At 66.6% G+C, this 24,466-nt stretch carries 25 protein-coding genes and 2 tRNA genes; 11 read left to right on the forward strand and 16 right to left on the reverse strand.

Features of this window, described 5'->3' with window-relative positions; genetic code table 11:
- Window positions 1–68: 68 nt before the first annotated feature.
- Genes ASE90_RS09580 through tkt form a run of 3 tightly spaced genes read right to left on the reverse strand, consistent with a single transcriptional unit; the run spans window position 69 to window position 3,535 of the window.
- A complete protein-coding gene (locus ASE90_RS09580) occupies window positions 69–530 on the reverse strand; it encodes an MOSC domain-containing protein (RefSeq protein WP_055999419.1) in 462 nt (153 codons plus the stop codon).
- A 4-nt stretch (window positions 531–534) separates the two neighbouring features.
- Entirely contained in the window at window positions 535–1,542 is a 1,008-nt protein-coding gene (gene gap, locus ASE90_RS09585; protein ID WP_055999422.1) for a type I glyceraldehyde-3-phosphate dehydrogenase, read from the reverse strand.
- 13 nt (window positions 1,543–1,555) lie between these two features.
- Window positions 1,556–3,535, reverse strand: coding sequence for a transketolase (gene tkt / locus ASE90_RS09590; RefSeq protein WP_056000098.1), 1,980 nt, complete (start codon window positions 3,533–3,535; stop codon window positions 1,556–1,558).
- Between the two features lie 122 nt (window positions 3,536–3,657).
- Here tkt and ASE90_RS09595 point away from each other — a divergent pair, with 122 nt between their 5' ends.
- The 4 genes from ASE90_RS09595 to ASE90_RS09610 all read left to right on the forward strand — a co-directional run bounded on the left by ASE90_RS09595 (window position 3,658) and on the right by ASE90_RS09610 (window position 5,099).
- Window positions 3,658–3,849: a hypothetical protein gene (locus ASE90_RS09595; RefSeq protein WP_156361525.1), complete on the forward strand. Its 192-nt coding sequence runs from the start codon at window positions 3,658–3,660 to the stop codon at window positions 3,847–3,849.
- Window positions 3,849–4,148 carry a cell division protein ZapA gene (locus tag ASE90_RS09600; protein WP_055999428.1) on the forward strand — a complete coding sequence of 100 codons (300 nt, stop codon included), beginning with the start codon at window positions 3,849–3,851 and terminating at the stop codon, window positions 4,146–4,148. The genes ASE90_RS09595 and ASE90_RS09600 overlap by 1 nt, the downstream gene beginning before the upstream one ends.
- Window positions 4,149–4,332: 184 nt before the next feature.
- Window positions 4,333–4,887 carry a 5-formyltetrahydrofolate cyclo-ligase gene (locus ASE90_RS09605; protein ID WP_055999431.1) on the forward strand — a complete coding sequence of 185 codons (555 nt, stop codon included), beginning with the start codon at window positions 4,333–4,335 and terminating at the stop codon, window positions 4,885–4,887.
- Window positions 4,884–5,099, forward strand: coding sequence for a DUF2842 domain-containing protein (locus ASE90_RS09610; RefSeq protein ID WP_055999433.1), 216 nt, complete (start codon window positions 4,884–4,886; stop codon window positions 5,097–5,099). Before ASE90_RS09605 ends, ASE90_RS09610 begins: the two co-directional genes overlap by 4 nt.
- A 21-nt stretch (window positions 5,100–5,120) precedes the next feature.
- On the opposite strand, the gene ASE90_RS09615 is transcribed toward ASE90_RS09610, so the two are convergent.
- From ASE90_RS09615 to ASE90_RS09630, 4 genes are all read right to left on the reverse strand, one after another.
- Window positions 5,121–5,197: transfer RNA gene (locus tag ASE90_RS09615), tRNA-Asp, on the reverse strand.
- A 452-nt stretch (window positions 5,198–5,649) separates the two neighbouring features.
- The gene (locus tag ASE90_RS09620; protein ID WP_055999435.1) at window positions 5,650–5,916 is read right to left on the reverse strand and encodes a hypothetical protein; all 267 of its coding nucleotides are present in this window, start codon (window positions 5,914–5,916) and stop codon (window positions 5,650–5,652) included.
- Window positions 5,916–5,992: transfer RNA gene (locus ASE90_RS09625), tRNA-Asp, on the reverse strand. Before ASE90_RS09625 ends, ASE90_RS09620 begins: the two co-directional genes overlap by 1 nt.
- Before the next feature lie 21 nt (window positions 5,993–6,013).
- Window positions 6,014–7,267: an AI-2E family transporter gene (locus ASE90_RS09630; protein WP_082449693.1), complete on the reverse strand. Its 1,254-nt coding sequence runs from the start codon at window positions 7,265–7,267 to the stop codon at window positions 6,014–6,016.
- Window positions 7,268–7,430: 163 nt separating this feature from the next.
- Here ASE90_RS09630 and ASE90_RS09635 point away from each other — a divergent pair, with 163 nt between their 5' ends.
- From ASE90_RS09635 to ASE90_RS09645, 3 genes are read left to right on the forward strand one after another with little or no spacing between them, the layout of a single operon-like run.
- Complete coding sequence (locus ASE90_RS09635; protein ID WP_055999437.1) at window positions 7,431–8,576, forward strand: 8-amino-7-oxononanoate synthase; 1,146 nt, start codon at window positions 7,431–7,433, stop codon at window positions 8,574–8,576.
- Window positions 8,573–9,196 carry a dethiobiotin synthase gene (gene bioD / locus ASE90_RS09640; RefSeq protein ID WP_055999439.1) on the forward strand — a complete coding sequence of 208 codons (624 nt, stop codon included), beginning with the start codon at window positions 8,573–8,575 and terminating at the stop codon, window positions 9,194–9,196. Before ASE90_RS09635 ends, bioD begins: the two co-directional genes overlap by 4 nt.
- Window positions 9,193–10,440, forward strand: a complete 1,248-nt coding sequence (locus ASE90_RS09645; protein ID WP_055999443.1) for an adenosylmethionine--8-amino-7-oxononanoate transaminase — start codon at window positions 9,193–9,195, stop codon at window positions 10,438–10,440. Before bioD ends, ASE90_RS09645 begins: the two co-directional genes overlap by 4 nt.
- Window positions 10,441–10,447: 7 nt before the next feature.
- Here ASE90_RS09645 and ASE90_RS09650 read toward each other — a convergent pair whose 3' ends face one another.
- The 9 genes from ASE90_RS09650 to ASE90_RS09690 all read right to left on the reverse strand — a co-directional run bounded on the left by ASE90_RS09650 (window position 10,448) and on the right by ASE90_RS09690 (window position 21,295).
- On the reverse strand, window positions 10,448–11,458 hold the full coding sequence (locus tag ASE90_RS09650) for a glycosyltransferase family 4 protein (RefSeq protein WP_055999446.1): 1,011 nt from the start codon (window positions 11,456–11,458) through the stop codon (window positions 10,448–10,450).
- Window positions 11,458–13,023, reverse strand: coding sequence for an alpha-amylase family glycosyl hydrolase (locus ASE90_RS09655; RefSeq protein ID WP_235531742.1), 1,566 nt, complete (start codon window positions 13,021–13,023; stop codon window positions 11,458–11,460). The genes ASE90_RS09650 and ASE90_RS09655 overlap by 1 nt, the downstream gene beginning before the upstream one ends.
- 34 nt (window positions 13,024–13,057) lie before the next feature.
- The gene (locus ASE90_RS09660) at window positions 13,058–15,103 is read right to left on the reverse strand and encodes an acetyl/propionyl/methylcrotonyl-CoA carboxylase subunit alpha (protein ID WP_056000107.1); all 2,046 of its coding nucleotides are present in this window, start codon (window positions 15,101–15,103) and stop codon (window positions 13,058–13,060) included.
- Window positions 15,103–15,480 carry a lysozyme inhibitor LprI family protein gene (locus ASE90_RS09665; protein ID WP_055999449.1) on the reverse strand — a complete coding sequence of 126 codons (378 nt, stop codon included), beginning with the start codon at window positions 15,478–15,480 and terminating at the stop codon, window positions 15,103–15,105. The genes ASE90_RS09660 and ASE90_RS09665 overlap by 1 nt, the downstream gene beginning before the upstream one ends.
- Window positions 15,471–16,502: a biotin synthase BioB gene (gene bioB / locus ASE90_RS09670; protein ID WP_056000110.1), complete on the reverse strand. Its 1,032-nt coding sequence runs from the start codon at window positions 16,500–16,502 to the stop codon at window positions 15,471–15,473. The genes ASE90_RS09665 and bioB overlap by 10 nt, the downstream gene beginning before the upstream one ends.
- A gap of 80 nt (window positions 16,503–16,582) precedes the next feature.
- Window positions 16,583–18,712, reverse strand: a complete 2,130-nt coding sequence (gene scpA, locus ASE90_RS09675; RefSeq protein ID WP_055999452.1) for a methylmalonyl-CoA mutase — start codon at window positions 18,710–18,712, stop codon at window positions 16,583–16,585.
- 48 nt (window positions 18,713–18,760) lie between these two features.
- A complete protein-coding gene (locus ASE90_RS09680) occupies window positions 18,761–19,537 on the reverse strand; it encodes an enoyl-CoA hydratase-related protein (protein ID WP_055999455.1) in 777 nt (258 codons plus the stop codon).
- 100 nt (window positions 19,538–19,637) lie between these two features.
- Window positions 19,638–20,642, reverse strand: a complete 1,005-nt coding sequence (locus ASE90_RS09685) for an RcnB family protein (RefSeq protein ID WP_055999458.1) — start codon at window positions 20,640–20,642, stop codon at window positions 19,638–19,640.
- A gap of 110 nt (window positions 20,643–20,752) precedes the next feature.
- A complete protein-coding gene (locus tag ASE90_RS09690) occupies window positions 20,753–21,295 on the reverse strand; it encodes a (2Fe-2S)-binding protein (protein WP_056000113.1) in 543 nt (180 codons plus the stop codon).
- A 114-nt stretch (window positions 21,296–21,409) separates the two neighbouring features.
- On the opposite strand from ASE90_RS09690, the gene ASE90_RS09695 reads away from it, so the two are divergent.
- The 4 genes from ASE90_RS09695 to mce all read left to right on the forward strand — a co-directional run bounded on the left by ASE90_RS09695 (window position 21,410) and on the right by mce (window position 24,440).
- Window positions 21,410–22,207, forward strand: a complete 798-nt coding sequence (locus ASE90_RS09695; RefSeq protein ID WP_056000116.1) for a DODA-type extradiol aromatic ring-opening family dioxygenase — start codon at window positions 21,410–21,412, stop codon at window positions 22,205–22,207.
- A 75-nt stretch (window positions 22,208–22,282) separates the two neighbouring features.
- Window positions 22,283–23,809 carry an acyl-CoA carboxylase subunit beta gene (locus ASE90_RS09700; RefSeq protein WP_055999461.1) on the forward strand — a complete coding sequence of 509 codons (1,527 nt, stop codon included), beginning with the start codon at window positions 22,283–22,285 and terminating at the stop codon, window positions 23,807–23,809.
- On the forward strand, window positions 23,806–24,024 hold the full coding sequence (locus ASE90_RS09705; RefSeq protein ID WP_055999464.1) for a hypothetical protein: 219 nt from the start codon (window positions 23,806–23,808) through the stop codon (window positions 24,022–24,024). Before ASE90_RS09700 ends, ASE90_RS09705 begins: the two co-directional genes overlap by 4 nt.
- Complete coding sequence (mce, locus tag ASE90_RS09710) at window positions 24,024–24,440, forward strand: methylmalonyl-CoA epimerase (protein WP_055999467.1); 417 nt, start codon at window positions 24,024–24,026, stop codon at window positions 24,438–24,440. Before ASE90_RS09705 ends, mce begins: the two co-directional genes overlap by 1 nt.
- Window positions 24,441–24,466 lie beyond the last annotated feature (26 nt).

Here is a 24,466-nt window from a genome sequence, read left to right on the forward strand (position 1 = left end):
TTCGGTTCGAGCAGCGTGCGAAGCGAGCGAGAGGCGTCCGTCGGAAACGGTTCTCGACAAGCTCGAACCTAACGCGTTGTTTCCAGTGTAATCGCATCGCCGACGGTGAGGACGCCGCCCTCGATGACCCGCGCCAGCGCGCCACCGCGCCAGTCGGGGATGAGCGCGCCGCGCAGCCCCTCGACGATCGTCTCCATGCGGCTGCATGGATCGCATTCCTTGGTGATTTCGAGCAGTACCGGTCCGACGCGGACGTACGCGCCACACGTTTGCGGCAGGTCGAAATCCTCGACCAGCAGGTTCGCGCGGCGTTCCCACCATGGCAGGTCGTGACCGACCTCGCGCATCGCCTGCGCCCAGTCGCCGACTTCCATCAGCGAAACCTGCCGATTGTTGCGGCCGGGTTTGAGCGCACCGCGGAAATCGCCGTCGAGGCCGGTTTCGACGGTGACGCGCACCGTCTGCACCAGCTCGATCGGCCCGCGCGAAAAGGCGTGGCGGGCGATGCCCTTCAGGATACCGCCCGCCACCGGATCAGCCCAGCTTCGCCATCGCGGTCGCGGTGTCGACCATGCGGTTCGAGAAGCCCCATTCGTTGTCGTACCACGAAACGACGCGGACCAGCTTGCCGTCGAGCACCGCGGTCTCGAGGCTGTCGACGGTCGACGACGCGGGGGTATGGACGATGTCGATCGAGACCAGCGGGTCTTCCGAATAGACCAGCACGCCCTTGAGCGGACCCGATTCCGACGCCGCCTTCAGGATCGCATTGACCTCGTCCTTGGTCGTGTCGCGCTTCGGGGTGAAGGTCAGGTCGACGAGGCTGCCATCCGGCACGGGCACGCGCACGGCCGAACCGTCGAGACGGCCCTTGAGTTCGGGCAGCACTTCGCCGACCGCGCGGGCGGCACCGGTGGTGGTCGGGATCATCGACATGGCCGCCGCACGGGCGCGGCGCAGATCGGGGTGGATCTGGTCAAGGATCTTCTGATCGTTGGTGTAGGCGTGGATCGTGGTCATCAGGCCGCGTTCGATGCCGATCGAATCGTTCAGCACCTTGGCGACCGGGGCAAGGCAGTTGGTGGTGCACGATGCGTTCGACACGATCGTGTGGCCGGCCTCCAGCTTGTCGTGGTTCACGCCATAGACGACGGTCAGGTCGACGTTCTTGCCGGGTGCCGAGATCAGCACGCGCTTGGCACCGGCGTCGATATGCTTCTGGCACGACGTCCGGTCGGTGAAGAAGCCGGTGCATTCGAGAACCAGCTCGACGCCCAGTTCCTTGTGCGGCAAGTTCGCCGGATCACGCTCGGCCGTGACGCGGATGCGCTTGGCGTCGATGACCAGATCGTCGCCCTCGGCGGCGACATCGCCCGGATATTTGCCATGGACCGAGTCGCGGCTGAACAGCCACGCATTCGACTTGGCATCGGCGAGGTCGTTGATCGTGACCAGTTCGAGGCCGCAGTCGGGGCGTTCGAGGATCGCGCGCGCCACCAGGCGGCCGATGCGCCCGAATCCGTTGATCGCTACTTTCGTCATATCCGCGTCTCCCTCAATGTCCGAGCCGTGCCAGCACCTTCGCGGTGACGGCATCGGTGGTCAGGCCGAAATATTCATAAAGCTTGTCGGCCGGGGCGGACGCCCCGAACCGGTCAATGCCGAAGCGAAGGCCATCGACCATCGTATAGCGTTCCCAGCCGATCGTCGTCCCGGCCTCGATCGAGACGCGCAGGATGTCGTCGGGGCGGGCATGCGGCAGCACGTCCTCGCGATAGGCGGCGTCCTGCGCATCGAAGCGCGACCAGCAGGGCATCGACACGACATCGGCCCCGATCCCCTGCCCTTCCAGCTTGGCGGCGACGCCCAGCGCGATCTCGACCTCCGAACCGGTGGCGAGCAGGATCACGCGGCGGTCGGCCTCGGCGCCCTTCAGGCGATAGGCACCCCTGGCGCTGCGATTCTCGGTGGCGTCGGTGCGGACTTGCGGGAGGTTCTGGCGCGACAGCGCGAGCAGCGACGGACCGTCGCGGCTCTGCACCGCCAGTTCCCAGCATTCCGCCGTCTCGACCGCATCGGCCGGGCGATAGACGTCGAGGCCAGGGATCAGGCGCAGGCTCATGACATGCTCGATCGGCTGATGCGTCGGGCCGTCCTCACCCAGACCGATCGAGTCGTGGGTCATGACGTAGACGACACCGGCATTTTGCAGCGCCGACAGCCGGATCGCCGGCCGCGCATAGTCGGCGAACACTAGGAAGGTCCCGCCATAGGCCAGCACGCCGCCATGCAGCGCCATGCCGTTCATCGCCGCCGACATGCCGAATTCGCGGATGCCGTAATGGATGTAGCGGCCCGAATAATCGTCGGCGGTCAGCGGCACCAGCGCCTTGGTCTGGGTATTGTTCGAGGGGGTCAGGTCGGCCGAGCCGCCGATCGTTTCGGGCAGCGAAGCGTTGATCGCTTCGAGCGCCAGCGACGATGCGACGCGGGTCGCGATCTTCTTCGGATCGGCCAGCAGCCCGTCGACATGGGCCTTGAGCGACCAGCCCTCGGGCAGCTTGTTCGCCATGCGACGCTCGAATTCAAAGCGATCGAAATGGCTTGCGAGGCGATCCTGCCATTCGGCGCGAACCGAGCCACCCTTCGCACCGATCGCCTTCCACGCATCGGTCAGCGCTTCGGGCAGATGGAAGGCTTCGTGCTCCCACAGCAATGCAGCGCGGGTGGCGAGGATTTCATCGGCGCCGAGCGGCGAGCCATGAACCTTGTGGCTGCCACCCTTGTTCGGTGCGCCCTTGCCGATGACGGTCCGGCAGCAGACCAGCGACGGACGGGGATCGGCAGCGGCTTCGGCGAGCGCGCGGTCGATATCGGCAAAGTCGTGGCCGTCACAGGCGACGACGTGCCAGCCGGTCGCCGCATAGCGGGCCGCAACGTCCTCGCTGGTCGACAGGTCGGTCGAACCGTCGATGGTGATGCGATTGTCGTCCCACAGCACGTTCAGGCGGCCGAGCTTCAGATGCCCCGCCAGACCGATCGCTTCGTGGTTGATCCCTTCCATCAGGCAGCCGTCGCCAGCGATCACCCAAGTACGGTGGTCGACCAGATCGTCGCCGAACACGGTGTTCAGGTGGCGCTCGGCCGTCGCCATGCCTACCGCCATCGCCAACCCCTGCCCCAGCGGACCGGTGGTGCATTCGATGCCCGGCAGCTCGAAATTTTCGGGATGGCCGGCGCACGGGCTGCCCAGCTTGCGGAAATTCGCAATGTCCTCGATCGTCGGCTGCGCATAGCCGGTCAGATGGAGGAGCGAATAGATCAGCATCGACCCATGGCCAGCCGACAGGACGAAGCGGTCGCGATCGGCCCAGTTCGGGTCGGTCGGATCGAACTTCAAATAGTTCGACCACAATACCGTCGCCACGTCGGCCATGCCCATCGGCATGCCCGGATGGCCGGAATTGGCGGCCTCTACCGCATCCATCGACAAAACGCGGATGGCGTTGGCGAGTTCAAGCTGGGATATGGTCACGCGCACTCCTGTTGGGCGCCAGAGTACTAAGGTTCGGGCGAGCCTTTGGAACCGTCACGCCCCACAGTCAACCGCCCAGACGAAGGGTTGTTTAACATGTATAGCAAGCGGAGATGTATCCGATGAACGAGGACGCCCACGAGGCCGCTGTCGCGCGCATCGAACAGGCGCTGGTGCGGATCGAGCGCGCGTCGGAGTCGCAGGCGTTCAAGAATCGGACGCTTGCGACCCGCCACGCTGTTTTGCGATCGAGGATCGGCGACGCGATCGGCGCGATCGATTCGGTAATTACGCGCGAAACGGAGGCGGATTGATGGGACAGATCGCGTTGAACGTCGCCGGACGCGAATATCAGGTCGGGTGCCGCGACGGTGAGGAGCCCAAGCTGCGGGGTCTGGCGACTATGCTGGAACGCCACGCCGACGCAGCCCAACGCGCGGCGCGCGGATCGACCGAACGGACGCTGCTGTATATCGCGCTGATGATTGCCGACGAGCTGGCCGATCGCGAGGCGAGCGCCGCCGGAGGACACTCGGCGGCGATGCTGACGCAAATCGCCGAACGGCTGGAGATGGTCGCATCAGCCCTTGAGGAAAGTCCGTCGAATCCTTAGATAGGTCTTGGCGGGAACTGCCCGGTGCGAGCCTTGCATAATCCCTGAGGCTATTTCTTCATCCATGGGGGTTGTCCCTGCGCAGATCCTGGTCTGACGTACATGATCCCCACCTGACGTACCGTGCGTCAGTGGATAACGCGGCAAACGGCCCATGGTGGTCCCGCCACCCCATGTTTCGCCCATGACGATCGACAAATCCAGCCTGCGCGGTGAACTCCGCAGCCTGCGCCGGGCGTTCGTCGCCGCTGGACAGCCGGCGCTGGTGCCACCGAGCCTGTTTTTGAACGCGCTGCGCGAAGGGATGATCGTCGCAAGCTATGTCCCCGTCGGCAGCGAGGCCGACCCGTCCCGTTTCGAGGCGGCGGCGCTTTATGCCGGTGCGACATTGGCATGGCCGGTGGTCGTCGACCGGGATTCACCGATAACGTTTCATCCTGCGCCGGGGGGACAAATGGTGGATGGTCCGTTTGGGCTGAAGCAACCGTCGGGGGACACGGCGCCGGTCGTGCCGGATATCATCCTGACCCCGCTGCTCGGCTTCGATTCGCGGTGCAATCGGCTGGGTCAGGGCGCGGGACATTACGACCGGGCGTTTGCATCGTGGCCGGAGGCGCTGCGGATCGGTATCGCATGGTCGGTGCAGCAGGTCGCCGACCTCCCTTGCGACGCGTGGGATATGCCGTTGGACGCGATCGTCACCGAAACCGAACTGATTCTGCCAGGAGCCGCACGATGAACGAACCGACATGGCGCAAGCCGGCCGGGGTGCTCGCGATTCTTGGCATGCTGATCTTATGGGCGATCGGCGTCGCGATGCTGTCGGATGTAGTAGGCGGCTGGCACTGGCTGTCGCAGCTCGGTTTTTATCTTACCGCCGGTATCGCGTGGCTATGGGTATTGCCGATGCGAGCAATGTTGCGCTGGATGGAGACCGGCCAGTGGCGGTAGCGCACATCGCTTCGTGCGCAATGGCGCGAGTGACGGGGCTCGAACCCGCGACCTCCGGCGTGACAGGCCGGCGCTCTAACCAACTGAGCTACACCCGCTCTCTAGCGAGGAGGCGGCGTTTAGGTCAGCGAATCGTTGCTGTAAAGCGGCTATTTGGAACGGGCATGATTTTGTCGCGCGGCTGGCGCACGGGCAGTCGTTGACGCGCGAACCCACCGGTCGGGAGGATACCGGGGACCACCGCATCCTTTACGGTCGCATCGAGACCGGGATTTGAGGACATGTCGGAGCACGCCCGGGAATAGCTAGGGCGAGGCCGCTGTCATCGGCAGCGCGATTGGAAGCAGGCGATGCCAGACGACGCGGCCCGACGCGAACCCCTCGGAAAGGTCAGCGCGGGCGGTCGCCCCGCCGGTGCCGGCGTGGCCCCCGTCGTCGGTTCGAGCGGCAGCGGCGCACGCGTCGGCCAGCGGCCGGATCCTGTCGAGTTCGACATCACCCTACCCGATCAGCAGGTGCCGTCGCCGTACAGTACATCGCCGGACGTGCCTTACACTAAGTGCCGCCACCTGCGGTATGGCCAGTCGTAAGGTAGAAAAGCAAACGCCAGCACGCGCCTTGCGACGCCGGCCCAGATCGCCCGGCTCCACATCACGATCACGTCGCCCTGCCATACGTCAGCGCCATCTTGCTCGTCGGACGTGAGGTCGACACCCGAACGCAGCCGGCGGAACAGCGGGTCACGTTGCGATGTAATTGTATCTGCGTGGATCGTGCCGTCCGTACCGGCACCCGGCGCATCCAAACGATGCGCCATGGCGCGAGTGACGGGGCTCGAACCCGCGACCTCCGGCGTGACAGGCCGGCGCTCTAACCAACTGAGCTACACCCGCTCTCTAGCGAGGAGGCGGGCTTTACGGAGCGGTGCCGGGGCTGTCAACGGCGCTGTTGCCATTTGGTGCATTTCGTTGCGCGGGCGGCACGTCCTGCACCAGCGTGCCGTGTTCGAACAGGAAGCCGGCGATATCGGGTTTGCCGGCACCTTTCAGCACCGTCTGGATGATGATGAGCAACGGCACCGCCAGCAATGCGCCGGGCGTACCCCATACCCAGCCCCAGAAGCTGAGCGTTATCAGGATCATCAGCGGATTGATGGTCAGGCGGTGCCCGACGACCAGCGGAGTGATGACGTTCGCCTCCACCAGATGCGCACCGACCATGATCGCAGCGGGCAGCAACGCCCACCAGATATCGGTAAAGGTCATCAGCCCGCCGACCGCCAGCAGCAAGGCGGCGAAGATCGGGCCGAGATAGGGCACATAGTTGAGCAGCGCGACGAGGCCGCCCCACATCAACGGCGTCGGCATGCCGATATACCACAGGGCAAAGGCGACGATCACACCGAGCATCAGATTGATGAAGGTGATCGTGCCGAGATAGGCCGAAGTGTCGTCGACGACGTTCTGGATCACGCGCGCGGTCGCCATCGCGCCGCCGAAGCTGCTGCGCCCGGTGATCGCGGCGCGACGCAGATTGGTCCAGCCGGCGAGAAAGAAATAGATGACGAGAATCGCGAAGAACATCTCCAGCAAGGCCGACGGTGCGGAGGTGGTGACGACGTCGAGCAGCGATTGCGGCGGGGCAACGCTGCTGGTCGTCTGGCGCGCCGGCGCACTGGCAACGTTGGCGATCAGGCCGTTCACGAATTTTTCGAGGCTGGCATAGAAATCGATCAGCGGCGCGATATTTTCCTGCACGCGGTCGATGCGGTCGGGGAGGATCGCCGCCCAGCCCCATGCCGGCACGACGATCGAGGCCAGCGCGCCATTCGCGACGATCAGGAACAGGAGCACGCAGACCAGCGCGGCGAGCGGGGCGGGCACCCGGTGGCGCTCCTGCCATTCGAGCAGCGGCACCAGCGCGATGGCGATCACGATCGCGGCGGTCAGCGGCAGGAAAAATCGCGCGCCCGCCTGCAACGCGAAGGGCAATGCCAGTACCAGCCCGACCCCGGCGATCAGCGTCAGCGCGGCGAGCAGCCGGTCGCGACGCAATTCCTCGGTCGGGGCATCGACCACCGCGTCGACCGGATCGGACGGCGGCGTTGCGGCGGTGCCGGTCGCACCGACCCGGTCGATGGTCGCGGATTCTTCTGTGGTTTGTACCATGTGCCCTGATCACCCCCTGCGCCGTCGCGGACCGTATCGGCAACGACGATCGACGCATCGGCCCTTAACGCGCAACGACGCAATTTGCGCCATGCCGATGTCGCGGATACAGGCGACGCCCGGCATGGAGTGGAGAAGACAGGGCGTGGGAGAAGGAGCAGCGATGATCGACGATGGCCGCCTGCCCGCCCCCGCGCTGCGCCCGATCGCCGCCGATCTCGACCGGCTGTCGGCGATCGACCGGCGGCGGCGGTTGATCCCGATCGCGGGCCGGGATTTTTCCTCGAACGATTATCTGGGGCTGAGCGGATCGCAACACCTGCGCGATGCGGTAACCGACGCCATCGCGCGCGGCGTGCCGGTCGGGTCGGGCGGATCGCGGCTGCTGCGGGGCAATCATGCCGAGCATGAAGCACTGGAGCGCGAGGCGGCGGCCCTCTTCGGGAGCGAGGCGGCATTGTGGTTCGGCAGCGGGTTCGCGGCCAACGCCGCGCTGCTGGCGACATTGCCGCAGCGCGGCGACCTGATCGTCCACGACGCGCTGATCCATGCCAGTGCCCATGACGGGATGCGCCTTGCCCGTGCGCCGGCGGTGGCGGCGGGACATAATGATCCGCAGGCGATCGAAGATGCGATCATCGGCTGGCGGCGCGACGGCGGGACCGGTTCGCCATGGATCGCGGTCGAAAGCCTGTACAGCATGGATGGCGACCGTGCGCCGCTCGACGACCTGATCGCGCTCGCCGACCGGCATGGCGCGATGTTGCTGATCGACGAAGCCCATGCGACCGGCGTGTTCGGACCCGATGGGCGCGGGCTGGCGGCGGCGTTGGAGGGGCGGCCGAACGTCGTCACGCTGCGCACCTGTGGCAAGGCGCTGGGCAGCGAAGGCGCGCTGGTATGCGGGCCGGCGGTGGTGTGCGACTTCCTGATCAACCGGGCGCGCGGGTTCATCTTTTCGACCGCGCCGTCGCCGGTGATGGCGGCGGCGGTCCGGGCGGGCCTGCGGGTGCTGCGCGACGAACCGGAGCGGCGGACGCGGCTGGCGGCGCTGATCGACCATGCGGGCAAGCGGCTGGGGCGGGTCGGCGCGCGGGTCAGCGGGTCGCAGATCATGCCGCTGATCGTCGGTGACGATGGGCGGGCGATGGCGCTGGCGGCGGCGGTGCAGGCGGCCGGGTTCGACGTGCGTGGTATCCGCCCACCGACGGTGCCGGCCGGTACGGCGCGGCTACGTATTTCGTTGACGCTGAACGTCGATGCGGCCGCGATCGACGGTCTGGGCGATGTGCTGGAGCAGTGGTCATGACCGTGGTCGTCGTCACCGGGACCGATACCGATGTCGGCAAGACCGTGTTCGCCGCCGCGCTGACCGGGGCGCTCGGCGCATCCTATTGGAAGCCGGTGCAGGCCGGGACCGACGACAGGACCGATCGCCAAAGCGTCGCCCGGCTGGCGGATGTCGCGCCCGAGCGTATCCTGCCCGAGGCCTATGCCCTGACCACCCCCTGCTCGCCGCATCGCGCCGCCGCGACCGACGGCGTCACGATCGATCTCGACCGACTGGCGCTGCCGCAGGTCGAGGGGCCGCTGGTGGTCGAGGGCGCGGGCGGCGTACTGGTGCCGATCGTCGGGCGCACGACGTTCGGCGACCTGTTCGCACGCTGGCAGCGGCCGGTCGTGCTGGTGGCGCGCACCGCGCTCGGCACGATCAACCACAGCCTGTTGTCGATCGAGGCACTGCGGACGCGCGGCGTGCCGTTGCTGGGCGTCGCCTTTATCGGGGACAGCGTGCCCGACAGCGAAGAAACGATCGTTCGACTGGGCAATACGAAGCGTCTGGGGCGTCTGCCACGGCTAGATCCGCTCGACCCTGCGACCTTGGCGGAGGCCTTTACCGCCCATTTCGACATGGAGGATTTCCAGTGAGGTCGTCGCCCGTCTGGCATCCCTTTACCCAGCATGGATTGCAGGAGCCTGTCCCACAGATCGTGCGCGGCGATGGCGCTGCACTGTGGACGGCGGACGGGCGGCGGATCGTCGATGCGATCTCCTCGTGGTGGGTGACGACGCACGGCCACAACCATCCGCGTATCACCGCCGCCATCGCCGAACAGGCCGGGCGGCTCGATCAGATCATCTTTGCGGGATACACGCACGAGCCGGCCGAAACACTGGCGGCGGGACTGTGCGCTCTGCTGCCCGATGCGCTGACCCGCGTGTTCTTTTCCGATTCGGGATCGACCAGCGTCGAAGTCGCGCTGAAGATGGCGCTGGGATATTGGCGCAACCGGGGCGAGGATCGGCACCGCATCCTCGTGCTCGACCATGGCTATCACGGCGATACGATCGGGGCGATGTCGGTCGGGGCGCGGGGGGTGTTCAACCGGGCCTATGCGCCGCTGCTGTTCGATGTCGGGTCGATCCCCTTCCCCGATGCCGGGCACGAACAGGCGACGTTCGACGTGCTGGAGGCGGCGTGCCGGGCCGGGGCGGCGGCGTTTATCGTCGAACCGCTGGTGTTGGGCGCGGGCGGGATGCGGCTGTATGCGCCGGCGGTTCTGGCGGAGATGCTCCGGATATGCGCGACATACGGCGTCCTGTTCATCGCCGATGAAGTCATGACCGGCTGGGGCCGCACCGGTACGCTGACCGCGTGCGAACAGGCCGGGGTGGTGCCCGACCTGATGTGCCTGTCAAAGGGATTGACCGGTGGTGCCATTCCGCTGGCGGTGACGATGGCGAGCGAACCCGTCTTTCAGGCGCATTACGGGCCGGACCGGGCGACGATGTTCTTTCATTCGTCGAGCTATACCGCGAACCCGATCGCCTGCGCCGCGGCCAATGCCAATCTGGCGATCTGGCGCGAGGAACCGGTGGCCGAACGGATCACGTCGCTGACCCGGCGACAGGGGGCGCGGCTGGCGGCGCTGGCGACGCATCGGCGGGTTGCGAACGCTCGCCAGCTCGGCACGATCACGGCGTTCGAACTGGATGGCGACGAAGGCTATCTGTCGGACCGCGCGCCGAGACTGCTGGCGCGGTTTAGCGAGGCGGGCCTGTTGCTCCGCCCGCTCGGTTCGACGCTGTACGTCATGCCGCCCTATTGCATCGACGATCGCGATCTCGACGCGATCTATGCGGCATTGGGCGAGGCGTGCGACGACGCCTGATCGAGGCTCAACCGCCGAGGATCGAGCGGTATAGCGCGTGATAGCGTTCGGCCATCGCCTCCACCGAAAAGCGCTCGGCGACGCGGGCTCGGCAGGCGGCGCGGTCGATCTCTCCCACGCGGTCGATCGCGGCGATCGCTTCGTCGAGCGTGTCGACGAGGAAGCCGTTGACGCCGTGCTCGATCAATTCGGGCATCGACCCGCGGTCATAGGCGATGACCGGCGTGCCGCAGGCCATCGCCTCGACCACCGACAGGCCGAAGGGTTCGTCGAAGCCGATCAGGTGGAGCAGCGCGCGGGCACCCCCCAGCAGGTCGGTTCGCGCCGTGCCGCCGACCGCGCCGTGATAGACGATGCGTGTCCCATCAATATGTGGCTCGACCTGTTCGCGCCAGTAGCGGTCGTCCTGAACGATGCCCGCCATGTGCAGCCGGCGGCCGCTGGCCTGTGCCGCCGCGACCGCTTCGGCCGCGCCCTTGTCGGGGTGCATCCGGCCGAAGAAGAGCAGGTCTTCACTGCCCTTGGCATCGAACGGAAAGTCGTTCAGCGGAATGCCGTGATGGATCGTCGCCGCATAGCGCAGTGACGGGTGGCGATCGGCGTCGCTGATCGCGACATACCGCACCCGGTCCTGATAGGGCGCGTACATCGGCAGGATGCGGTCCGATGAAAAGCCGTGGATGGTGGTGACCATCGGGGTATCGACCAGCCCCGAAAAGGCGTGGGCGGGAAAGTCGGCCTGATTGTGGATCAGGTCGAATTCGCCCGCGCGTTCGAACAGATGGGCGAGATGCGCGAACTCCCAGACCTTCGCGTCGATCGACGGGTCTTCGCTGTAGGGTGCGGGTACCACGCCGGCGAGCGTTGCCGAGGTCTGGCTGTCGAGCGTGGCGAACAGCGTCACGTCGACGCCACGCGCGACCAGCGCCTCGGTCAGCAGGCTGGTGACTAGTTCCCACGGGCCGTAATGTCGCGGCGGCGTGCGCCACGCGATCGGGGCGAGCATGGCGATACGCATCAGTCGACTTTCAGGATCAGGCCTTCGTCGGGGCGAAGGGAGGAAGCGGTGGCAGCGTCATGGGTCGAGAGGATGACCGCGCCGGGTTCGAGATCGATGGCGGCCGTTCGGTGGCCAAGGTTGAGCGCGATGCGATAGCGATCGGTGCCGTCACTGCGCAGATAGGTGAGGACGTCGCCTTCGGCACGGACGTCGCCGATCGTGCCGGTCGCAAGCGCCGGCGTGGCGCGGCGTAGCGCCAGCAAGTGGCGGTACAGGGTCAGCATCGATTCCGGATCATCCACCTGCGCAGCAACGTTCAGCGGCAGATGCGCCGGGTCGATCGGCAGCCACGGCTCGCCGGTGGTGAAGCCGCCCTCCCCCGTCCATGGCAGCGGAGTCCGGACCGGATCGCGGCCCAGCCCCAGCCCCGGTTCGCGCAGCTCGCGCGGGTCCTGAAGCTTGTCGGCAGGAACCTGCGCGTCGGGAAGGCCCAGTTCATCGCCCTGATACAGCGTCGGCGTACCGCGCAGCGTCAGCAACAGCATCGCCGCCACCCGCGCCTGTGCCGCGCCGACGCGGGTCGTGATGCGTGGGCGGTCGTGATTGCCGAGCACCCAGTTGGGCCAGCCGCCGGTCGGCAGCGCCGCTTCATATTCAGTCATGCGTTCGGCGAGTTCGGCGGCGTTCCAGCGCGCCTCGATCAGCTGGAAATTGAACGGCAGATGCACTTCGGGGGCGTCGGCCGGGCCGTAATAGGTCATCAGCCTCGGCACGGGCAGATAGATTTCGCCGACCAGCACCGCATCGTAACGATCGGCCAGTTCGCGCATGTCGGCGGCGATCGCGTGGACTTCGGGCTGGTCGGTCGAATTCAGCTGCAGCACGCGGTGCATCTCGCCCATGTCGTCGCGATAGTCGGGGTTGGGCGGATTGTCGGGGAAGCCGGCGTGCTTGACCATGTGCCACAGCACGTCGATGCGAAACCCGTCGACGCCGCGGTCGAACCAGAAGCGCATCGCGTCGAGCATCGTCGCGCGGACGTCGGGGTTGCGCCAGTTCAGATCAGGCTGTTCGGGCAGGAAGGCACGCGAATAATATTGCCCGGTTGCGGCGTCGAACGTCCATGCCGGTCCGCCGAAATCGCTGATCCAGTTGTTGGGCGGGCCACCGTCCGGTGCGGGATCATGCCAGATATACCAGTCACGCCGGGGATGGTCGCGTGACGACCGGCTTTCGGCAAACCACGGATGCTGATCGGAACTGTGGTTCGGCACGAAATCGAGCAGCACGCGCAGGCCCAGTCCGTGCGCCTTGGCGAGCAGCGCGTCGAAATCAACGAGCGTGCCGAAACGCGGATCGATGCCGGTATAATCGGCCACGTCGTATCCGAAATCGGCCATCGGTGACGGGAAGATCGGTGAAATCCACAGCGCATCCACGCCGAGCGATACGAGGTGATCCAGCCGGTCGGCGATACCGCGCAGGTCGCCGATTCCGTCACCGTCGCTGTCGGCGAAGGACCGGGGATAGATCTGGTAGATGGTAGCGGCCTGCCACCATGGTTGCGGAGGAGTAACGATCACCCGCCGACAAGCCGCCAGCGGGCAAAACGTTCCGTTATTCGAACTCCATGATGACGGCATCGACCGCCAGACTGTCGCCGGGCGCATGGCGGACGGTGGCGACGGTGCCGGCGCGTTCGGCGCGCAGGATGTTTTCCATCTTCATCGCCTCGACCACCGCCAGCGGCTGTCCCGCCTCAACGCGCTGCCCCTCGGCCACCTCGACCCGTGTGAGCAGGCCCGGCATCGGGCACAGCAGGAAACGCGACAGGTCGGGTGGGACCTTTTCAAGCATGTGGTGCGTCAGCGCCGCGATATGCGGGGGCAGCACGCGGACGACATGGCTGCCGCCGCGAGCGGTCAGTTTCCAACCGCCAATCGCCCGGGCGATGCGGACGGTCCATTCCTCGCCGTCGATGCGCGCGGTTACGACCCGCTGCGACGGACGCCAGTGCATCACGACATCGAGCGGCGCGGCGTCGTCGATATGGACCAGCATGCCGCCATCATAGCCATCGACGCAGATGGCGTACCGGCGGTCGCCGATCGTGACGATGCGCTCGTTCGACGGCGCGATAGCCGTGCCGAGTTGCCCGTCGATCGAGCCGGCGCGGCGCGACTGTTCGCAATCGGCGACGACCGCGATCGCGGCCAGCCGCCGCAGCAACGTTTCATCGGCGGGCGCGCCGTGAAAGCCCTCGGGATATTCCTCGGCGATGAAGCCGGTGGTGAGCGCCCCTTTGCGGAAGCGCGGATGCTGCATGATCGCCGACAGGAAGTCGATGTTGTTGCCGACCCCGGCCAGTTCGAACCGGTCGAGCGCCGCGACCTGCGCAACGATCGCCGCCTCACGGGTCGGTGCCCAGGTGACGAGCTTGGCGATCATCGGGTCGTAGAACATGCTGACCTCGCCGCCCTCGGCGACGCCGTCGTCGACGCGGGTGCGGGGCGTGCCCTCCCCGTGCCGGGGAGGATTATATCTGGTCAGGCGGCCGGTGCTCGGCAGGAAGCCGCGATAGGGGTCTTCGGCATATACCCGGTTTTCGATCGCCCAGCCGGTCAGCTTCACCTCGTCCTGACCGAAGGCCAGCGGTTCGCCGGCTGCGACGCGCAGCATCTGTTCGACCAGATCTAGGCCGGTGATCTCTTCGGTCACCGGGTGTTCGACCTGCAACCGGGTGTTCATTTCGAGGAAGTAGAAACTTTCCCCCGTCACGTCCGCGCCCGAGACGATCAGTTCGACGGTGCCCGCCGAATAATAGCCCACCGCGCGGGCCAGTGCGACGGCCTGTTCGCCCATCGCCTTGCGCATCGCGGGCGTGACGAAGGGCGACGGCGCTTCCTCGACGACCTTCTGGTGGCGGCGCTGGATCGAGCATTCGCGCTCGCCGAGATAGACGATGGTACCGTGCTGGTCGCCCAGCACCTGAATTTCGATGTGGCGCGGGCTTTCGATGAATTTCTCGATGAAGACGCGGTCGTCGCCAAAACTGGCCAGTCCCTCGCGCTTGGTCGCTTCGAAGCCCTCGCGGACGTCCTGTTCGCTCCACGCTAGGCGCATCCCCTTGCCGCCGCCGCCGGCCGACGCCTTCATCATCACCGGATAACCGATATCGCCGGCGATGCGCACCGCTTCCTCGGTATCGGCGATCTCACCCAGAAAGCCGGGCACGACGTTGACGCCGGCGGCTTGCGCCAGTTTCTTCGATTCGATCTTGTCGCCCATCGCGGCGATCGCGTTCGGCGGCGGGCCGACGAAGGTGATGCCGGCATCGGCGCAGGCGCGGGCGAAACTCTCGCGCTCCGACAGGAATCCGTAGCCGGGATGGACGCAGTCCGCGCCGGTCGCCTTCGCGGCGGCAAGGATGAGTTCGGGCACGAGATAGCTTTGCGCGGCGGGTGCCGGCCCCAGCCGCACGCGCTCGTCCGCCATCAGGACGTGCGGTGCGCGGGCGTCGGCATCGGAATAGACCGCGACGGTCGCAATCCCCATCCGCCTGGCGGTGCGCATGACGCGGCAGGCAATTTCCCCGCGATTGGCGACCAGAATCTTTTTGAACAACTCGCTCTCCTGTCCGCCCCGTTTGTCCGGGGTCAGCATCATGTTTCGCGGCGCAGATCGCGCAACTGCTGCGCCCGTTCCTTCGTCAGTCGTTCGAGGCAGTTGGCGCGCGCCAGCGGCTGCATCGATCCGCCGGCATAGCGTCCCGCTTCGAGGACGCACTGCGTGTCGCGGAACTTCAGCCATGCCCGCTGGCTGGCGAGTGCCGCCGCCGCATAGCCGAAGCCACCGCCGCGCGAGGTATCCGCCGCGTCCTGCGCCTTCATCCGCGCATAGCTCGCCTGCCATTCGCGGGTCATCGCCGCGTCGGCGCGCTGCAACGCCGCCTGTGCACAGCGGTTCATGTCCACCTGCGTCGTGGCGCTGGCGCAGCCGCCCTGTGCGGCGGCGGCCGCGAGGAGCAGGGTCAGCAGCATGAGGATTTCCGCATCGGTTCTTCCGCCGCCATCGGCGTCAGCCCAAGCTTCGCCAGCAGCGCGGCGTCGGCGTCGTCGCCGGCGTTGCCCGTAGTAAGCAACCGGTCGCCGGTGAAGATCGAGTTGGCACCGGCCATGAAGCACAGCGCCTGCGTCGCATCCGACATGCTTTCGCGCCCCGCCGACAGGCGAACCATGCTCAGCGGCATGGTGATGCGCGCAACGGCGACCGTGCGGACGAATTCGATATCGTCGAGCTTCGCGAGCGGCGTGTCAGCCAGCATATTACCGAGTACCGTGCCCTTGACCGGGACCAGCGCGTTGACCGGCACGCTTTCGGGATGGCGGGGCAGCGTGGCGAGCGCGTGGACGAAACCGACCCGGTCGGCGCGGGTCTCCCCCATGCCGACGATCCCGCCGCAGCAGACGTTGATCCCGGCTTCGCGAACATGTTCCAGCGTGTCGAGCCGGTCGTCGAACGTCCGGGTAGTGATGACGTTGGCGTAGTTTTCCGGCGAGGTGTCGATATTGTGGTTGTAGTAATCGAGACCCGCCTGCCCCAGCCGCTGCGCCTGATCCGGGGTCAGCATGCCGAGCGTCATGCACGTTTCCATGCCCATCGCGGCGACACCCTCGACCATCGCCACGATCCGGTCCATGTCGCGGTCCTTGGGGTTGCGCCATGCCGCGCCCATGCAGAAACGCTGCGATCCCGCCGCCTTGGCCTGTGCCGCGCTGGCAAGGACGGCGTCGACGTCCATCAGCTTTTCGGCCTTCAGCTGCGTGTCGGCACTGGCCGATTGCGAGCAATAGCCGCAATCCTCGGGACAGCCGCCGGTCTTGATCGACAGCAAAGTGCAGAGCTGGACCTGCCCGATGGCGTGGTGCGCGCGGTGGACGGTCTGCGCGCGGAACATCAGTTCGTCGAACGGCAGGTCGAACAGGTCTGCGATTTCGGTGCGGGTCCAGTCACGCCGAACTTCTTCGGCGTGCCCCCGCGCAGGCGGGGGCCCAGAGCCCAGGGTATCGCGCTCGTTACCCTGGCCCCCCGCCTGCGCGGGGGTAGGTCCATCGATGGGGGCAACCGAAGCAGTCATCACATTCATTCGACAGTTTCTCCGACCGGCGGGAGGTTGTGGCCGAGCAGTTTCAGCACCTCCGCCGCTGCATGGACCAGATTGGTACCCGGTCCGAAAATCGCCGCCACCCCGGCGTCGCGGAGCAGCGCATAATCCTGTGGCGGGATGACCCCGCCGGCGATGACCCGGATGTCGGCGCGACCGGCATCGGCCAGTTGCGCGATCAGTTCGGGGATCAGCGTGTTGTGACCGGCGGCAAGACTGGAGGCACCGACGATATCGACCCCTTCGGTGATCGCCAGTTGCGCGGTTTCCTGCGGCGTCTGGAACAATGGACCCGACACGATGTCGAACCCTAGATCGGCAAAGGCGCTGGCGACGACGTTCGCGCCGCGATCATGCCCGTCCTGCCCCATCTTGGCGACCAGCATCCGGGGTTTGCGGCCCAGCCGCCGTTCGACGGCGACGACGCCCTCACCCGCGCGTGCCCAGCCTTCGTCACCGGCATGCGCGGGACCATAGATCCCCTTGACCGGGGTTACCGAGACCGCGTGGCGACCGAAGGCGACCTCCATCGCCGCCGACATTTCACCGAGCGTCGCCCGGGCGTGGGCAGCGGCGACGCACAGCGCCAGCAGGTTCGCGTCGCCCTTGGCACCCTCGCGCAACGCCGATAGCGCCACCTGCGTCGCGGCTTCGTCGCGGTTCGCGCGGACCTGCTCGATCCGGCGGATCTGGTCGGCGCGGACCTTCGCATTGTCGATCGAGAGGATGTCGATCGGCGTCTCCTCGGCCAGCCGATATTTGTTGACGCCGACGATGACGTCCTCGGCCCGGTCGACGCGGGCCTGCCGGGCGGCGGCGGCGCGTTCGATATGCTCCTTGGGCAGGCCCTTGTTGACGGCGTCGATCATGCCGCCCGCCGCTTCGACCTCCTCGATCAGCGCCCATGCCTTTGCGGCGAGTTCGTTGGTCAGCGCCTCGACATAATAGCTGCCGCCGAGCGGATCGACGACATGGGTCATGCCGGTCTCTTCCTGCAATATCAGCTGCGTATTGCGGGCGATGCGGGCCGAGAAGTCGGTGGGCAGGGCAACGGCTTCGTCAAGCGAGTTGGTGTGGAGCGACTGGGTCCCGCCGAAGGTGGCGGCCATCGCCTCGATCGTGGTGCGGATGACGTTGTTGTAGGGGTCCTGCTCGGTAAGCGAGACGCCGCTGGTCTGGCAATGGGTGCGCAGCGTCTGGCTGCGGGGCGAACCGCCGAAATCGGCGATGATCCGGCTCCACAGCATGCGCGCCGCGCGCAGCTTGGCGATCTCCATGAAGAAATTCATACCGATGCCGAAGAAGAAGGACAGCCGCCCGGCGAACGCATCGATATCCAGCCCGCGCTCGATCGCCGCGCGGACATAGGCCATGCCGTCGGCCAGCGTGAACGCCAGTTCCTGCACCGCCGTCGCGCCGGCTTCGTGCATATGATAGCCGCTGATCGAGATGCTGTTGAAGCGCGGCATGTGCTCGGCGGTATAGGCGATGATGTCCGACACGATCCGCATCGATGGCTCGGGCGGATAGATATAGGTGTTGCGGACCATGAACTCCTTGAGGATGTCGTTCTGGATCGTGCCCGACAGCTTTTCGGGGCCGACGCCCTGTTCTTCGGCGGCGACGATGTAGAAGGCGAGGCAGGGCAGCACCGCGCCGTTCATCGTCATGCTGACCGACATGGTGTCGAGCGGGATGCCGTCGAACAGGATCTTCATGTCGTCGATCGTGTCGATCGCGACCCCCGCCTTGCCCACGTCCCCCGCCACACGCGGGTGATCGCTGTCATAGCCGCGATGCGTGGCGAGGTCGAAGGCGACCGACAGCCCCTTCTGCCCCGCCGCCAGATTGCGGCGATAGAAGGCGTTCGATTCCTCGGCGGTCGAGAACCCGGCGTACTGGCGGATCGTCCACGGCCGGCCGGCATACATCGACGCCTTCACCCCGCGGGTGAACGGCGCAAAACCGGGCAGGCCGGGGTCGGGCGCATCGGCGGCGGTGTAGAGCGGCTTGACCGCGATCCCCTCCGGCGTGTGCCAGGTGAGATCGGCGTCCTTCACCTCACGCGCGGCGAGCTTCTGCCAGTCATCGATCGTCGGGCCGGTCATTCGTGCTTCCCTAGCGCCCGGTGGGGGGGCAAGTCGAGGTGGGTCATGTCAGCGGCCTTCGAACCGGGGGGAACGTTTGGCGAGGAAGGCGGCGGTGCCTTCGCGCGCATCGGCGCTGGCGGCAGCGCTGCGCTGTGCCTCCGCCTCGCGGACCATCGCCGCCGGATAGTCATGGTCGAGCGCGTAGGCGAGATTGCGCCGGGTCAGGCCGAGCGCGACCGTCGGTCCCGCCGCCAGCCGCCGCGCGAGCGCCATCGCTTCATCGTCGAGCATCGCGCCATCGACCACCGCATGGATCATGCCCCAGTCGAGCGCGGTCGCGGCGGCGACGCGTTCGCCGAGCAGCATCATCCGCGCCGCCCGCGCCCGGCCGATCAGGCGCGGCAGCATCCAGCTGGCCCCGCCATCGGGGACGAGGCCGATATTGACGAAGGCTTGCAGGAAATAGGCGTCGTCGGCCGCGACGCAGAAATCGGCGGCGAGCGCGAGGCTGCACCCGATGCCCGCCGCCGCACCGCGGACCGCGCTGACGATCGAGACCGGCAGGTCCGCGATCGCCTGCAGGCAGGGATTGTAGTGATGGGTCAGCGCATGGTGGGTCGCCGCCGGTCCGTCGTCGGCCGCCTGTACCGCTGCCACGTCCGCGCCCGAACAGAAGGCGCGGCCCTCACCGGTCAGCAGCACCGCGCGCGCACCATCGAGGTCCGCCAGAGCATCGCGGATCGCCTCGAACATCGCCGGCGGCGCGGCGTTCAACCGGTCGGGCCGGTCGAGCGTGATCCGCAACACGTCGCCGTCGCGCGCCACCCGGATATCGCCTGCCATCGAATCGCTCTCCCGTATCTTTTGATACGGTTTGCGGAAAGGCCGCTGCGATTGCCAGCGCAAACGAACCGCGGCGGGGGATCACCCCGCCGCGGACCGCTTACCAGAAGATGTCGTATTCGACGTCGACCACCTGTCCCGTTCGGATGTCGACCAGCATCGCGTCGTTGTAATAGCGGACCCAGCGATACGGCCCCCATGTTTCGGGCAGGCGATAGTAGAAGGGGTCGTTGATCCAGTAGTTCGATCCGAACAGGAAGGAATTCAGCCGGACGCCGACGCCGAAGCGGCGATAGCCATAGCCCCAGCCCTGCGGCGCATAATAGCGCGGCAGGCGGTACAGGCTGCGGTTGCGTTCGCGATACCGGTTCCAGTCATAGCGGTCGTCGCGCCGCCAGCCGCGATCCCATTGGCCGTCATTGCCCCACCGGTCGCGTTGCCACCCGCCCTGGTTCCGGCCATCGCGGTTCCAGTCGCGGTCGCGCCGCGCCCAGCCGTCGCCATCCCATTGATCGCGACGCAACTGTTCGCGCCGCCATTGTTCCCGGCGATCGCGGTCCAACGTGCCGCGACCGTCGCGACGCGGCCAGTCGCGGCGCAGTGCCTCGCGGTCGATCTGGCCCTGCGCATCGCGCGGCGGGTCGCGCCGTTCGAAGCGGTCGGGCGTGTTGGGCTGGGCGGGACGCTGCCAGCCGCGATCGGGTTCGCCCGGCTGCGGCCCGCGCCGCCAGCCGCGATCCTCTCGCTGTTCGCGTTGGTTGCGCTGCCATTGACCGCGCAGCGCGTCGCGATCGATCTGGCCCTGCGCATCGCGGGGCGGATCGCGCCGGTCGAAACCGGGACCGCGATCGGGCTGGTCGCCGCGCGGTTCGAACCGGGGCGATTCACGACGTTGTTCGGGGCGCTGTTCGGGGCGGGGTGCCGGTGCCTCGACCCGGATGTCGTTGCGGAACTCGGCGCGTGCCTGCGGCGTCTCGCCGCCCGGTCCGCGTTCGATCCGCTCGCGCATGCGGGGCCCCCGCCCCTCGCGCTCGGGCTGTGCCATCGCGGCGCTCGGGACCAGTGCGGTCACACTCAGCAACGCCAGCAGGAAACGGCTCTTCATCTCGGCTTCCCTCCACCGCCGGATGTCGCCGGCTTCGATGGTGCCGGCATACGACGGATGCGATCAACCGTGGCTGAACGGCGATGACAGCCGATTGAAAGAATAAGCGCCTATGGTTTGGGCGGCGTCAGTGCCGGTGTTTCTCGCGCTGCCTCGGCCGGATCGATGCCGGGTCGCGGCGGGGGTGCGAGCGTCGCGTCGCCCCGCGCGGCCGCCGCGGCCTGTCGCACCGCATCGACCAGCCGGGGATAGATGCCGCAGCGGCACAAATTGGTCAGGGCGGCCGTGATCGTCGCTTCGTCGGGATCGCGGTTCGCGCGCAACAGCGCGGCGGTCGCCATGACGAAGCCGGGAATGCAGAAGCCGCATTGCACGACCTGTGCTGCCAGGAACGCGGCCTGTACCGGGTGGCTGCGGTCGCGCGCCAGCCCTTCGATCGTGGTAACGAACGTGCCCTCGATACTGCCGATCGTCACCTGGCACGACTTTACCGCGCGTCCGTCGATATCGACGGTACACGCCCCGCAATGGCCGGTGCCGCAGCCATATTTGGTCCCGGTCAGGTTCGACACGTCGCGCAGTGCCCACAGCAACGGCGTTTCGGGGTCGAGCCGATATTCCTGCGGCAGGTTGTTGACGGTGAACCGGGTCATGGCGTCGGCCTTGTAGGGAGGATCACGCGGCCACGCCAACCCCATGGATCAGGAAACGGGTCGTTTCCCCCCGCGATCTTGTCGGTCGATCGGCGCGACGCGATCTTCGCTCCCATGACCTTACCATCTTTGTTCGTGCCGCATGGCGGCGGCCCCTGCTTCTTCCTGAACCCCGGCGAAGCGCCCGACCCGATGTGGCGGCCGATGCAGGCCTATCTGGCCGGCCTGATCGCGTCGCTGCCCGAACGGCCGCGCGCGATCCTGATGATTTCGGGACATTGGGAGGCACCGGTGCCGACCGTGCATGTCGGCGAACGGCCGGAATTGCTGTTCGATTATTACGGCTTTCCCGAACATACCTATCACCTGCGCTGGGATGCGGCCGGTGCGCCCGACGTTGCGCGGCGGGCGGCGGGGCTGTTGCAAGCTGCGGGCTTCGCGACGGCGGAGGAAGCCGGGCGCGGATGGGATCACGGCGTGTTCATTCCGATGATGGTCGCGGTGCCCGATGCCGAACTCCCGCTGATGCAATTGTCGCTCGACCGGTCGCTCGATCCGGCGGCACACATCGCGATGGGCCGGGCACTCGCTCCGTTGCGCGACGAAGGGGTGCTGATCGTCGGGTCGGGGATGAGCTTTCATAATTTGCGGGCGCGGGGGCCGTCGGTCACGCCGGTGGCCGACGAATGGGATCGGGCGTTGACGGCGGCGGTGACCGATGCCGATCCGGCGCGGCGTGCGGCCCGGGTGGCCGATTGGGAAGCCCTGCCCCATGCCCGTTTTGCGCACCCGGAGGCCGAGCATCTGTTGCCGCTGATGGTCGCGCTGGGTGCCGGCGGCGATGATCCGGCGGTCTGCGACTATCGCGACACGGTGATGGGCTGGGTCGTTTCGGGCTATCGGTTCGGCTGACGCAAGAATGTTGCGCTTTGCCGCGTCCTGCTGGCACAAGGGCGGAAACGCCCATGAAGGGGCCAAGGAGAGACGATGCTCGGAGCACTCGAAGCGTTGGAACAACGACGCGCGGCGGCGCGTGCCGGCGGCGGTGAAAAGCGGGTCGCGGCGCAACATGCCAAGGGCAAGCTGACCGCGCGCGAACGGCTGGACGTGTTCCTCGACCATAGGTCGTTCGAGGAACTCGACATGTATGTCGAACATAATTGCGTCGATTTCGGCATGCCCGATCAGGTGGTTCCCGGCGACGGGGTGGTCACCGGATCGGGGACGGTCAACGGCCGGCTGGTCTATGTCTTCAGCCAGGACTTCACGGTGTTCGGCGGGTCGCTGTCGGAACGGCATGCGCAGAAGATCTGCAAGATCATGGATATGGCGATGAAGGTCGGCGCGCCGGTCATCGGCCTGAACGACTCAGGCGGGGCGCGCATTCAGGAGGGCGTCGCTTCGCTGGGCGGTTATGCCGAGGTGTTCCAGCGCAACGTGCTGGCGTCGGGCGTGGTGCCGCAGCTGTCGCTGATCATGGGGCCGTGCGCAGGCGGTGCGGTCTATTCGCCCGCGATGACCGACTTCATCTTCATGGTGAAGGATTCGAGCTATATGTTCGTGACCGGGCCGGACGTGGTGAAGACGGTCACCAACGAGGTCGTGACGCAGGAGGAACTGGGCGGCGCGATCACGCACACGACCAAGTCGTCGGTCGCCGATTGCGCGTTCGAGAACGATATCGAGGCGCTGCTGGCGGCGCGCGACTTTGTCGACTTCCTGCCCGCCAACAACCGCAGCGGCGTGCCGACACGGCCGAGCGACGATCCGTGGGACCGGCTGGAGGACAGCCTCGACACGCTGATCCCGCCCAGCGCCAACCAGCCCTATGACATGCACGAGCTGATCGTGCGGACGCTGGACAATGGCGACTTCTTCGAGCTTCAGCCGGCCCATGCCGGCAACATCATCATCGGCTTCGGCCGGATCGAGGGGCGCACCGTCGGCATCGTTGCCAACCAGCCAATGGTGCTGGCCGGGTGTCTCGACATCAATTCATCGAAAAAGGCGGCGCGGTTCGTGCGCTACTGCGACGCGTTCGATATTCCGATCGTGACGTTCGTCGACGTGCCGGGGTTCCTGCCGGGCGTGGGACAGGAACATTCGGGGATCATCAAGCATGGCGCGAAGCTGCTGTTCGCCTATGCCGAGGCGACGGTGCCCAAGATCACGGTCATTACCCGCAAGGCCTATGGCGGCGCGTATGACGTGATGGCGTCGAAGCATCTGCGCGGCGATTTGAACTATGCGTGGCCGACCGCCGAGATCGCGGTGATGGGCGCGAAGGGCGCGGTCGAGATCATCTTCCGGTCGAAGGACCTGGAGGAGGTCGCGGCACGCACCGCCGAGTATGAGGCGCGCTTCGCCAACCCGTTCGTCGCCGCTAGCAAGGGGTTCATCGATGAGGTGATCCTGCCGCATTCGACGCGGCGGCGGGTGGCGTTGGGGCTGCGCAAACTACGGAACAAGAAGCTCGAGAACCCGTGGAAGAAGCATGACAATATTCCGCTATGAGCAATGACACGCTTGCGACGGTCGGCAATATCGCAGCATTTCTGTTGTTCGGCTCGGTTGTTATACTTACGCTTGCTTTCCTGCAGCGGACGCGTTTCCGTCCGGTGATGCGCGCAGGTTCAAACCGCATTTTGCGACGGTTGATCCGATTGGCATGGATCGGCGTGCTGGCGAGCCTTGCCATGATAGCCGGTGCCTTCTGGAGTAGCCTGTAATGACCCTCGGTCGCCTGAACCACGTCGGCATCGCTACGCCGTCGATCGAAACATCCGTTGCGATGTATCGCGATCTGCTCGGCGCGGACGCGATCGGCGAGCCGTTCGATCTGCCAGCGCAGGGGGTGAAGATGTGCTTCATCGATGCGCCGAACACCCAGATCGAGCTGATCGAGCCGTATGACGCCAGCTCGCCGATCGCGGGGTTCCTTACCAAGAACCCGGCGGGTGGGCAGCATCATCTGTGCTTCGAGGTGGCCGACATCCATGTCGCGATCGCCGACCTGACCGCCAGGGGCGCGCGGGTGCTGGGCAGCCCGCGCATCGGGGCGCATGGGACGTTGATCGTGTTCGTCCATCCGCGCGACATGGGCGGGGTGCTGATCGAGTTGATGGAGACGCCGGCGGACCACTGACCGGTCCCCCTCGACACCTTTCGCCC

Source organism: Sphingomonas sp. Leaf67, assembly GCF_001421965.1.
Classification (GTDB): Bacteria; Pseudomonadota; Alphaproteobacteria; order Sphingomonadales; family Sphingomonadaceae; genus Sphingomonas.

What these genes read in the sequence shown, in the direction of transcription:
- gap (WP_055999422.1), bottom strand. Translation starts at nt 1,542, where the DNA reads ATGACGAAAGTAGCGATCAACGGATTCGGGCGCATCGGCCGCCTGGTG.
- mce (WP_055999467.1), top strand. Translation starts at nt 24,024, where the DNA reads ATGACCCTCGGTCGCCTGAACCACGTCGGCATCGCTACGCCGTCGATC.
- ASE90_RS09620 (WP_055999435.1), bottom strand. Translation starts at nt 5,916, where the DNA reads ATGGCGCATCGTTTGGATGCGCCGGGTGCCGGTACGGACGGCACGATC.
- bioD (WP_055999439.1), top strand. Translation starts at nt 8,573, where the DNA reads ATGACCGTGGTCGTCGTCACCGGGACCGATACCGATGTCGGCAAGACC.
- ASE90_RS09685 (WP_055999458.1), bottom strand. Translation starts at nt 20,642, where the DNA reads ATGAAGAGCCGTTTCCTGCTGGCGTTGCTGAGTGTGACCGCACTGGTC.
- ASE90_RS09680 (WP_055999455.1), bottom strand. Translation starts at nt 19,537, where the DNA reads ATGGCAGGCGATATCCGGGTGGCGCGCGACGGCGACGTGTTGCGGATC.
- ASE90_RS09665 (WP_055999449.1), bottom strand. Translation starts at nt 15,480, where the DNA reads ATGCTGCTGACCCTGCTCCTCGCGGCCGCCGCCGCACAGGGCGGCTGC.
- ASE90_RS09630 (WP_082449693.1), bottom strand. Translation starts at nt 7,267, where the DNA reads ATGGTACAAACCACAGAAGAATCCGCGACCATCGACCGGGTCGGTGCG.
- ASE90_RS09695 (WP_056000116.1), top strand. Translation starts at nt 21,410, where the DNA reads ATGACCTTACCATCTTTGTTCGTGCCGCATGGCGGCGGCCCCTGCTTC.
- ASE90_RS09690 (WP_056000113.1), bottom strand. Translation starts at nt 21,295, where the DNA reads ATGACCCGGTTCACCGTCAACAACCTGCCGCAGGAATATCGGCTCGAC.
- ASE90_RS09705 (WP_055999464.1), top strand. Translation starts at nt 23,806, where the DNA reads ATGAGCAATGACACGCTTGCGACGGTCGGCAATATCGCAGCATTTCTG.
- ASE90_RS09660 (WP_056000107.1), bottom strand. Translation starts at nt 15,103, where the DNA reads ATGCTGACCCCGGACAAACGGGGCGGACAGGAGAGCGAGTTGTTCAAA.
- ASE90_RS09700 (WP_055999461.1), top strand. Translation starts at nt 22,283, where the DNA reads ATGCTCGGAGCACTCGAAGCGTTGGAACAACGACGCGCGGCGGCGCGT.
- ASE90_RS09610 (WP_055999433.1), top strand. Translation starts at nt 4,884, where the DNA reads ATGAACGAACCGACATGGCGCAAGCCGGCCGGGGTGCTCGCGATTCTT.
- ASE90_RS09605 (WP_055999431.1), top strand. Translation starts at nt 4,333, where the DNA reads ATGACGATCGACAAATCCAGCCTGCGCGGTGAACTCCGCAGCCTGCGC.
- scpA (WP_055999452.1), bottom strand. Translation starts at nt 18,712, where the DNA reads ATGACCGGCCCGACGATCGATGACTGGCAGAAGCTCGCCGCGCGTGAG.
- ASE90_RS09635 (WP_055999437.1), top strand. Translation starts at nt 7,431, where the DNA reads ATGATCGACGATGGCCGCCTGCCCGCCCCCGCGCTGCGCCCGATCGCC.
- ASE90_RS09600 (WP_055999428.1), top strand. Translation starts at nt 3,849, where the DNA reads ATGGGACAGATCGCGTTGAACGTCGCCGGACGCGAATATCAGGTCGGG.
- ASE90_RS09595 (WP_156361525.1), top strand. Translation starts at nt 3,658, where the DNA reads ATGAACGAGGACGCCCACGAGGCCGCTGTCGCGCGCATCGAACAGGCG.
- ASE90_RS09650 (WP_055999446.1), bottom strand. Translation starts at nt 11,458, where the DNA reads ATGCGTATCGCCATGCTCGCCCCGATCGCGTGGCGCACGCCGCCGCGA.